The sequence below is a fragment of the Coprococcus sp. AM97-35 genome (assembly GCF_027697525.1).
Lineage (GTDB): Bacteria > Bacillota > Clostridia > Lachnospirales > Lachnospiraceae > Allocoprococcus > Allocoprococcus comes.
Genome location: NZ_JAQESL010000069.1, coordinates 1 through 1,308 on the forward strand (window position 1 = coordinate 1; position 1,308 = coordinate 1,308).

The 1,308-nt window shown below is 36.2% G+C and carries 2 protein-coding genes; both read right to left on the reverse strand.

Annotation, left to right across the window (positions count from 1 at the left end):
- Window positions 1–112: 112 nt before the first annotated feature.
- Window positions 113–631 (reverse strand): ClbS/DfsB family four-helix bundle protein, encoded by a 519-nt coding sequence (locus PG840_RS16650; RefSeq protein WP_002304342.1) that lies wholly within the window; start codon window positions 629–631, stop codon window positions 113–115.
- A 54-nt stretch (window positions 632–685) separates the two neighbouring features.
- A complete protein-coding gene (locus PG840_RS16655; protein WP_270613912.1) occupies window positions 686–1,288 on the reverse strand; it encodes a Type 1 glutamine amidotransferase-like domain-containing protein in 603 nt (200 codons plus the stop codon).
- Window positions 1,289–1,308 lie beyond the last annotated feature (20 nt).

Consider the following 1,308-nt stretch of genomic DNA (forward strand, 5'->3'; position numbering starts at 1 on the left):
ATCTCTCCACAAATTCCGATTTTAATGTCTCTATTATACCATAATGATACTATTATAAAAAAGGAAAAAGAGCTCCTTCGAGCTCTTTTGATTCAGTTCTGTAAACTTGAAGTTATAGTGCAATCTTTTTCCATTTTCTAATCTTGGTTCTAAAGGTTCCGAACGGAGCAACTGTATTAACATGTATGAATTTGTATACTTCCCAGACAGCTGTTTTAGTTGCTTCGTCAGCCCATTTTCTCATATGTGGTTTAAATAATTCTTCCTCACTCAGAGAATCAATCATTGCATAAATAGAGTTGATATTCTCATTCAATCTGTCTTTCAATTCTTGCAGTGACAGCTGAGCATATGTATCTGTGAACCATTGATATAATTCGCCAAGCTGATTCCACTTAAAATTATCCGAAGGAGTTTTAACAGGAATACCCTTTCTTTCGTCTGATTCCCATTTAATAACAAGAGTTGTCCAGCCAACCTGATAAGCAAGATTTTCTGCCGGAGTTCGATCGATCTCATCAATTCTCTTATCTTTTAAATGCTCCGGAATATCATTAAATTCTGAAATATATTTTGCAAAGCTTTTATTTATCTCGTTTTTAAGCTCGTCTTTATTCTCATATGTTCTCAATAGTCTATCTCCTCAGCTTCCGATTTTCCAGTTTCAAAAACAGGAATTTTCAAATTAGTCTTTGCAAATAACCTTTGAACCTTCACCATCAATTACAATTCCCTGACGGTTGTTAATCGGGCATAGATTCAAATCCGAAAACTCAGTCATTATTTTCTCGGTAACTTTCTTAAATGGTGCTGTAAGATAATGCGGAAGAACATAGAAATCAATCAAATCAAGCCCTGCATCATCTTCTTGTGAGTAGTCCTCTGGCTTTTCATCCATTTGCTCGATATATTGGATGCTTGGAGCGCATATAATTGCGCCTGCCGACTCGCCGATCATCAATTTTCCATTTGCCAATTTCTTTTTCAGTAGCCCATCAGCTCCCGTTTTACGGAGCTGGTCCATAAGAAAGAAAGAATTTCCGCCGGTAAAATATATCACATCTGCTTCTTCAAAAACAGACTGTATCGTTGAATAAGCCTCCGTTGAAATATCAATTTCAGTTACGATTGCTCCCAACTTTTTGAATAATTTTCGAGCCGAGCCGACATAACCGGTGTAGCCTTCACGCAGTGAAGCTGTTGGAATAAATGCGACTTTCTTATTTTCAATTTCTTCCTTTATCAGACTTCCCACACTTGAAAAGTGCGAACATAAAAATAGTTTCATCAATATTCTCCTTTATAAAT